Below are 8,449 nucleotides of genomic sequence, written 5' to 3'. Positions count from 1 at the left end.
TCCAACCAACGATCACGTGTTATGTACTGTCTCGAATTATTGAAATAACCTTTATCCACCACGAACAACGCATGAATATGCGGATTATAATCGTCACGCTCATGATTGTATGTCACTTCAATTTTTCGAGCGTAACCTCGAATTGCTTCTTTCACTCGTTTTCGTTGCATCAGACGTTGAAACGATTGATTCAAATGCCGAATTTCATCGTTTAAATCATCAGCTACAACATTCGGTGTCGTGAACGTTGCGAAAATAAGTTGCTTGTCCTGTTCTAGTTTCAGGTGCTTCATCATGATTGATAGTTTCATAGCGTCTTTTCCTGCTTTACGCCATGCACAAACTGGACAAAACCGATTTTTACACGCATTATTTTTATGCAATTTAAGATGTTCCATATTTTGATCACTCGCCATCATCATGAATGTGTTACAATCCACGATCAGTTCGTGCATAGATTCTGAAACTAGATTTTCAATCATACCACTTAACACTAGATTTTTTTCTTTTTTTGGTGTATACTTGTCATCAACAAAGTTAATATTAGATTTACTCATAAAAACTTGCCTCCGTTTCTTTTTCTGTTTACTCTTTTTGTTGGACACTTAAAGTGTAAAACAGTATACGGATTTTGGCAAGTTTTTTCCTTTTCAAGCCAGTCATGCCAATGGATTTGCGAATTAAGGGTAAATCAGAGATGTTACCCTTATATCAAGATAAGAAAAAACATAAAAAACACCCCCTGATTTCAGGGGGTGTTTTTTATCCAAAAATTAAATATAAGAGCAACGCAACTAAATTAAAATTAAACACTAAATCAATCTTTATTTCATCGTACTTTGATTGAATTTTAATAAACATATGAACACCTCATTTCCCCTTAAAAATTCAAGGTATCCTTTTGTTTTAATAAAATTTTCGGGATACCTTCTCACTTTTTAAAGTGATTTTTGAGAAATGAGTTCTTCCTTTTTGACACAGTAATCTTATCGCTATTTATTACTCAAAAAAAGCCGTTTCCTTTTTGTGATGGATGCCTGCACCCCCTGCACCCCTAATAAGTAGCCAAACGGGAAAAATCCTGTCATCGATAATTCCACGTTTGGCTTCAACAGTGTAGCAGGGGGTTCTCCATCACAAAAAGACTACGTTTTTTCCTGCGTCATAAACCGCTCTGAAACGTTTCTATCTGTTTGTCAGCATATCAATACCATTCAAACCATAAAAACTCACACAAGCCAAATTTGGACGTTCTAAGCCCATTTATTAGCTACAACACTTTCTGGTACTCAAAAATCAATTTAAAGCTATGACGCTGCATAGAATTTTACCTAGATCCTCACAACACGAAGTGCTATTTTCTCACACGAAAACGAACGTTAAATTGAATATTTAACCCCCACGAATACCAGCCAATTTCGGATGGTATGTAAGTGGGCACTCCGTGAATTTCACAAGAGTCTTTATTAAACTTTGTTCATCTTTAACAAACTTTAATAAGCTTTAATAAAGTTTGTTAAAGTTTATTAATTCTATCTCGAAAGGAAAGCCTTACTTCAGGTCACCTCACATATTTCAGGAAATACGCTTGCGATCGAAAGAGAGCAAGGGCTTCTCCGCTAAAAATAGGGTATTTTTTGCGAGTGCATCGATAAAAGTTGCATCAGCAACTATCAAAGTCTTGCTACGCAACACTTAAAAGTGATTCACCCCGTTATTCGAACTGATTCAATCTTTTAGTGATGACTTATTTTAATAGGGTTCAAGGTGATTTAACATCTTCTCCAGGACTAAAAAGGCTATCACGAAAAAATACAGAGTGCCCATTTACCCACACCCTAATTTTTGGGGTGTGGAAATGGGTGAATTTCATTCGCTCTGCTCATTAAATTCTAACGTTCAGCAAGCTGAATAACCTTCGAGCAAAACAAAAAATGCCAGCCACATTGTGACGAATCCAAGTTTTCGCAAAATGCGAAAACTGATGATAACAGTGTTTCAATAAACATCGTCATGATCAGAGCGGACAAAATGTCCAATCAAGAACAGACAATATAACCATTCAATTGGTCATGCTTTATTGCTTAATCTCTCGAATAGTCATTTTGACTATTCGAGTAATCAAAATGACCATTGGAATGGACAGGGAGATAAAGTTGTCCATTGCAATGGACAAAATGACCTTTCGAGTGGACAACATGACCAAGCAATACCAGAAATTACAACAGATATTAGTTTTATAGATTATAATAATAAAGAAATTAAAAAAAGGTAACAGCCAAAAACATGACTGTTACCTTTCATACTCTCTTCAATTGCTCAATAAGTTGTTCCCGGCTCATTTCACCACTAACAACAGCTTTCATGTTCTGTTCATCTTCATCTGTCAAAGTGAAGCCTTCGATCTCCAGTTGGTGTTTAGCCTGCTGGTAAGCTTTATCTAATTCAGCAGAAATCATTCACTCAACTCCAGTTTTTTGTGCTTTAAAATAAGCGTGAACGCTGTAAGACTGATACCTAACGCTGTTAAAGAAATAATAAGACCTACTGTTTCCATCTTCATCACTCCTTCTTATTCGACCTCCATATCCCCTATTTTACCACCATTCACTTCTTGTTTCCCTTAATTATCTAACAAACGTTTTTCTAATCAAGAGCGAAACATAATCGGGGGGTGAGGGCAAAAGCAAATTTCACAAAATTGAATAGAAGATATTACAGATATCTTCTATTCTTTCTTTTTATTAGTGTTAAATTTTACATTATTAGTAAAAGATAACTATAAATTTTTAGCAGGATCGCAAAGGAAAACGTAAAGACCTGCCATAATGAATTATGAAAACGTCTTATAGTTAAAAATCACTACCATTAATTATGATAGTGATTTTTATAATTGCTTTAAGTTTTCTTCTTTGTGACCCTTGTCCATATTAGTGAAAAAACAATAAAAATCACAAAGCAAATTGCAAATTGAATTGATGTAGTAACAAACCAATTATCTCCTAAGTTTAGCTCCTCTGTTACTTGCAACACAGCGAAAACCAGAAAAAAGATTAAGATAGATTTTTTATTCATGATGTATGTACCACCTTTTTATAATAAGGCCCAAACTGTACCTTGTGCAATGTATCCAGCCGATTCAGCTACCCAATCCCAAACATATGGTTTTAAATAATTAGATACCGTGTTCTGAACTTCATCTAATCCTCCTACTAAAACGTATGCACTCCAGAAGTTAACAAAAGCACTTTCAGAAACCTCATTTTTTACTGCAGCTGGAAATTTAGAATAGATTTTTTTGGGTAATTTCTTAGTAACATAACTTTTACCAAAAATTCTTATTAACTTTGTACCAACACTTACAGCGCCCATTGTTTGAATTTCATCAGTTTCTCTTTCAACACGAGGTGCCTCTTCCAAAACTTCTTCAGCAGTTTCTTCAACAATTTTATTGAGCTCTTCTTTAGTCATTTTTTCTTGCGTATTTGCAGTCTCACTGTTGTCTGATGACGTAGCACCTACAAAACTAGGTGCTATACATGAAAAACTCATCACACATGCTAATAATGCAATAAACACCTTTTTTTTCATCAAAATCCTCTCCTTCTCCAATTTATTAAAAATTTCAAAAAAATTATATCACACTTAAAATGGTAATTCTACCTTTTTTTTGTTACTTATAGATTAAAACGAAAATGGATAGCAACCTGAAAGCTTTATAAAATAAAATTAATTATATAAGGGGGGATATTACTCTAGAAATTCTTCTTTTAAATTATAAATGCTAGTTTATTTCCAAAACTGCCACCATTTTTTCTTTTTTGTCATAGCCAGTTCTTTTTTATGTTCTTGAACCTCACGTAAAACAGCCATTAAATTTGAATCGCGTTGATCTATTCGATCTAATAATTTTTGATTAAATTCTTCTTGTTTATCCATTCGATCATTCAGCTTTTTCAACTCACTATCGAACGCCCCACGAACGCCCTCATATTCCGTACGAACGGGGGTCGTTCGTTCATTCGATAAAAATTCATTAAACACTTGTACTGAAGCCATTTTAATCGTTCGACCTTCCACCTTAACTAACTGCTTGAAGTATAACAATGCTTGTTTATCACGAACGAGGAACGCACGACTATTATTCTCACCTTTTGTAAATACATAGCCTTCCTTTTCTAGTGCCATGCACCATTTTCGCAAGGTACTATCAGATACATTTAAAATACTTGCTATTTCGTGTGTCCAATACGCTTTTTCTTCACTCATCATTATCTAATCCTAATTAATAATATATTTAACTACTTAGTTTGTTTTTCTGCACTCTCATTCTATTATCCTTCAAAATTACTCTTCTTCTAACCAATTATAATAAGGGCTTTCTGGTTTATTAGCTAAATAGTGTAGTTGTTTAATATTTTGATTAGCTTGTCTAATTAATAAGTCAGCTTTTTTATAAGTTATGGATATAGGTTCTTGCACTATTCGGAGCACGTCTCTATTTTCTTTTAAAATGTTTATAGCACGCTGGCGATCAGCTTCGTTATTTATATTAATAAACTCTAAATAGTCATTTTCAATCGTTTCTACAATTGTTTTCAGTTCTTTAACTTGCTTATCAGTTGCACTTTTGACCGTTTCACCAGTTGACCAAGTTATTTTAAATGCAACTATTGCTCTCCCTTCTCTTTCTACTGTGTAATTAACTTCAAGTTCAGTAAATTGATTAATTTCATCAATTGCAACGTCTAATACAGCTTGTCTAAACCGTCCAGTATTGTTTTGATAAGTTTTTTTATCTTCTACACAAAATAGTTTCATTAAAGATTCTTTTGATAAAACTTTTCTCCAATACCCATAATTACCTTTTAAATAATCATATAAAATCCACGAAAAACCACTCTTAAAGTTTGCAATCGTTAAAAAACCATTTGTAATATAACGATCTTTTAAATCTAAAATATGGGGAATTATGTCTTCCGACCATCTAAAAGTAAACAAACCATCTTTATAATTAATTCGTTGAAAGACGTGAAGAAAATCAAATTCACCTGTCTCAAGATCATCTAAAGAAAAATTTAAATCGAACAACTTTTTACTATCTTGTTTGGCTTCTTCTCTGCGATACTCACCAAGATTAAATTTCTTTTCAAAATCAGCTTTAATAAATTCTGTTTTACCATTTTGTTGCGTCGAATAAATAGCATACGCAAGTAATTGCATTTGATTTAAAGTTAATTTTGAGCTTAATTTTGCCATTGAAAATTCATTACTTTTTTTTATGCTATCTTCGTAAAAAACTAAAAGTTGTTTATCATTTTTTCTAGCCATAAAATCCCCTCTTTTTTTATCTAATGTACTTTCAATTTTAACATAAAGTATAGTAAATCCCGTAAAAAAAGTACAATGAACCCGAGAAAAAAGTACAATGAACCCGAGAAAAAAGTACAATGGAACATCAAATCCTTTGTGGCACAAGAGATTTAGTTTGTCCTAAATATAAGTAATATAAGTAATATAAATAAATAAATAAAAGAAAACGTCATAATCTTATATAAATAAATTTACAATCCTATTAATCTATTCATGATAATAGCTCTTGCTTTATATAAAACATTATAGTATTAACCGTACCCTAAAAATTAGGGTACGGTTAATCGTCATAATTTTAATCTTGTGTGTCTTCTAAAAGAGACTATTTTATTTTTTAACCCTTTGATCTATCACTATTTATTACTCAAAAAAAGCCGTTTCCTTTTTGTGATGGATTCCTGCACCCCCTGCACCCCAAATAAGTGGCCAAACGGGAAAATCCTGTCATCGATAATTCCACGTTTGGCTTCAATAGTGTAGCAGGGGGTTCTCCATCACAAAAAGACTACGTTTTTTTCTGCGTCATAATCGCTCTGTTCTTTCTGCTCGACGTTGCCAATACATCTGCATGTACTTATCAAAGCCATCATGTTGGATCGGAGCCATCACTTCAACAATCCACGCTTTAAACTTCGTCGAATAGCTAACATTGCGAAGTTTATACGGTTCTAGCTCATACAAAAAGCCCGATTGCACCAACTCATCAACCACTTTCCCTATCTCCAGATCGCCTGGAATAAAGTCCGCTATATAACATCTTTTGTGCCATTTGTGGCTTGAGTAATCATCCATCACTAAATCTTCTTTGAATATGGTATAGCGCACAGGATTTTTCTCTTGTGCTTTCCGACGCCAACTGCCGATAATCTCTTTTAATCTTTCAATCTCATTTTCATATTCTTCTGGTGTCATACTTTATCAACCTCTCATATAGATTTTGGCTAAATCCCATCGCCCACGCCCATGACCTATTTCAGAGTGGACTTTATCCACGACGTCTTGGACGTCGGCAAATAAACGCTGCTGCTTTTCAGTATGTAACGCATAGTCTGCGGATCGTCCTTTGTCTTTGTGCTCAATCACACGCTCAAGCATTGTTTTTCCTTCTTCACCAATTCCACGCTCTTGAAAGAGTTGATCGACTCGCTCACGAGCGTATAAATGCCGAAAACCATGTGTTCCTTTTCCGTTTGGGTTAATCCCTGCTTTCAGAGCGCCATTTTGGACACTCTCACGCAATGTGTCTTTTTGAATAGGTACAAGTCTATCGTTTGGGTTTTTGTCGCTCAGAATGGATTCTAGACGGTTCTCAAAGTCTTTCGGTACATCTGCATACCGATACCGCCCCCCTTTTGTAATACCTTGGCCGTTTTGAATGTTTAAACGCCATCCCTTCTCGGTTTTTTGAAAGTGTTCTGCTCGAACGTTCACAGCTTCATTCACTCGCAATCCCATGTTTCGCATCAGATCCACGCCTGCTTGACTATTCGGACTCAACTGTTCTCGAATTTTTTCGTACTGCTCATGTGTGTACGCTCGATTACGTGTTGTCGGTGCTGACGTTATCATGCGTTTATCGGGTGTAAATTGTGTCGCTTCTTTACCGAATTGTTTAGCTTTAAGCTGCATTCCGTGCTCAATATGCTTTAATCCTGTCTCAATGTTCTTTAAATGACCATCTGACACCCCTTGTTGTTGTTTGAACTCAATATAAGCTTTGTAATGGCTCTCATTTAACTCATGTAGATTTTTAACCCCATGAGTCTCTCTAGCCCATTTCGCAAAATTCTGGCCCGCTGAAAGCGTTTCTCGCTTTTGTTTTTTGCTATGAATAAAATGCCGTTCATTTTTCATTCGAGCATCTCGCTTCGATTGACCAATACGATCTACGCTTTCAACCGCTGTTTTGACCTGACGCACAATGCTTGATTTAGACATACTTATCCCTCGTTTCGCTGTTTTTTCTTCGAAAAAATCATGCTGTCGCTCACATTCGTTCGCGACGTCCCGCCTTATGTTTCGCTCACATTCGTTCGACGAAACATAAGGCGGGGGTGCGTTCTTGCCATATATTTGTATCCTGTTTTCAATGTGCATTTATCTATTTAGCATTCCGTCCTATCTTTAGTGAGCCGGACACATTTAGGCTCGTGCTTCCTATTCGGTTTTGCGCAATATCCATATATCCTTCGGATATTGACTTACAAGTTTGCCGACGGGCGTCGCTTGTAAGATTTTGCTCGTCATCACTATCTATTTATTATCAGCTGTTCAAAACAAAAAAGAGCAAACCCCAGCTGTCAGAAAGTTTTGCTCTTATCACTTCCACCTGTTTTTGTTTGTGTTTAATCGTAGTCCTTTCTTGTCTCATTGACACTCCTTCCGTTTTTTTAGGCATTAAAAAAGCCTTTGAACGTTTGATATTGCGAAATCAAATTGACTTCGATCAAACGCCCAAAGGCGTGGTTTTTGGTGTATTCGACATACTTCGCTAAAGAAGTAGTATAAAAAAAGTAAAAAGAAAAAAATAAGGTATGCGTCTAGTATAACTGAACAGCTGCATAAAAAAAAGAGTGAACGCTTCTAGCATTCACTCAACATCCATTTCGTCTATGTTTTCGTTATTAATCATTTGTTTTTCTTCATCGTCAAGCAACCGCTTTTCGATTTGAGCATACTTCCCGTTGCCCCATTGATACATCAGAGCATACACATACTCAATTGTGCTTTCTTCTTTCAGGTGATCAAGTCCCCCATCTTCATATTTCTGCGACGCTTCTTTAAACAGACCTGAAAACACCATCAAGCGTTTGCCTTTTAATGCTTTATAGAAGACTTCAAACACATCTTGGCTAATTAAATAGTCTTCATCTTTCGCCGAGTATTTGGCGACTTCATAAGCACGATCATTATTATCTTCTCGTACTTTTTGAACATGAACTTGCGTAATACGGTCATCCTTTGTGCATGACTTCCACAGTTCCAACCAACGATCACGTGTTATGTACTGTCTCGAATTATTGAAATAACCTTTATCCACCACGAACAACGCATGAATATGCGGATTATAATCGTC

At 35.4% G+C, this 8,449-nt stretch carries 8 protein-coding genes; all 8 read right to left on the bottom strand.

The window, feature by feature from the left end:
• A partial coding sequence (locus tag ABID56_RS12850; protein WP_354221855.1) for a protein rep occupies positions 1 to 557 on the bottom strand: 557 nt, incomplete at its 3' end.
• A 1,743-nt stretch (positions 558 to 2,300) separates the two neighbouring features.
• A complete protein-coding gene (locus ABID56_RS12845) occupies positions 2,301 to 2,459 on the bottom strand; it encodes an antitoxin VbhA family protein (protein ID WP_354221853.1) in 159 nt (52 codons plus the stop codon).
• Between the two features lie 634 nt (positions 2,460 to 3,093).
• Positions 3,094 to 3,591, bottom strand: a complete 498-nt coding sequence (locus ABID56_RS12840) for a hypothetical protein (protein ID WP_354221851.1) — start codon at positions 3,589 to 3,591, stop codon at positions 3,094 to 3,096.
• 198 nt (positions 3,592 to 3,789) lie between these two features.
• Positions 3,790 to 4,269: a DUF3967 domain-containing protein gene (locus ABID56_RS12835; protein ID WP_354221849.1), complete on the bottom strand. Its 480-nt coding sequence runs from the start codon at positions 4,267 to 4,269 to the stop codon at positions 3,790 to 3,792.
• A 78-nt stretch (positions 4,270 to 4,347) separates the two neighbouring features.
• A complete protein-coding gene (locus ABID56_RS12830; RefSeq protein WP_354221847.1) occupies positions 4,348 to 5,331 on the bottom strand; it encodes a replication initiation protein in 984 nt (327 codons plus the stop codon).
• A gap of 564 nt (positions 5,332 to 5,895) precedes the next feature.
• Positions 5,896 to 6,285 (bottom strand): hypothetical protein, encoded by a 390-nt coding sequence (locus ABID56_RS12825; protein WP_354221845.1) that lies wholly within the window; start codon positions 6,283 to 6,285, stop codon positions 5,896 to 5,898.
• Between the two features lie 6 nt (positions 6,286 to 6,291).
• Positions 6,292 to 7,311 carry a site-specific integrase gene (locus ABID56_RS12820; protein WP_354221843.1) on the bottom strand — a complete coding sequence of 340 codons (1,020 nt, stop codon included), beginning with the start codon at positions 7,309 to 7,311 and terminating at the stop codon, positions 6,292 to 6,294.
• A 652-nt stretch (positions 7,312 to 7,963) separates the two neighbouring features.
• A partial coding sequence (locus ABID56_RS12815; RefSeq protein ID WP_354221841.1) for a protein rep occupies positions 7,964 to 8,449 on the bottom strand: 486 nt, incomplete at its 5' end.

The sequence above is a fragment of the Alkalibacillus flavidus genome (assembly GCF_040545925.1).
GTDB lineage: Bacteria > Bacillota > Bacilli > Bacillales > Alkalibacillaceae > Alkalibacillus > Alkalibacillus flavidus.
Note: the sequence above shows the minus strand (reverse complement) of the source record. Positions and strands in the feature narration are given on the sequence as shown.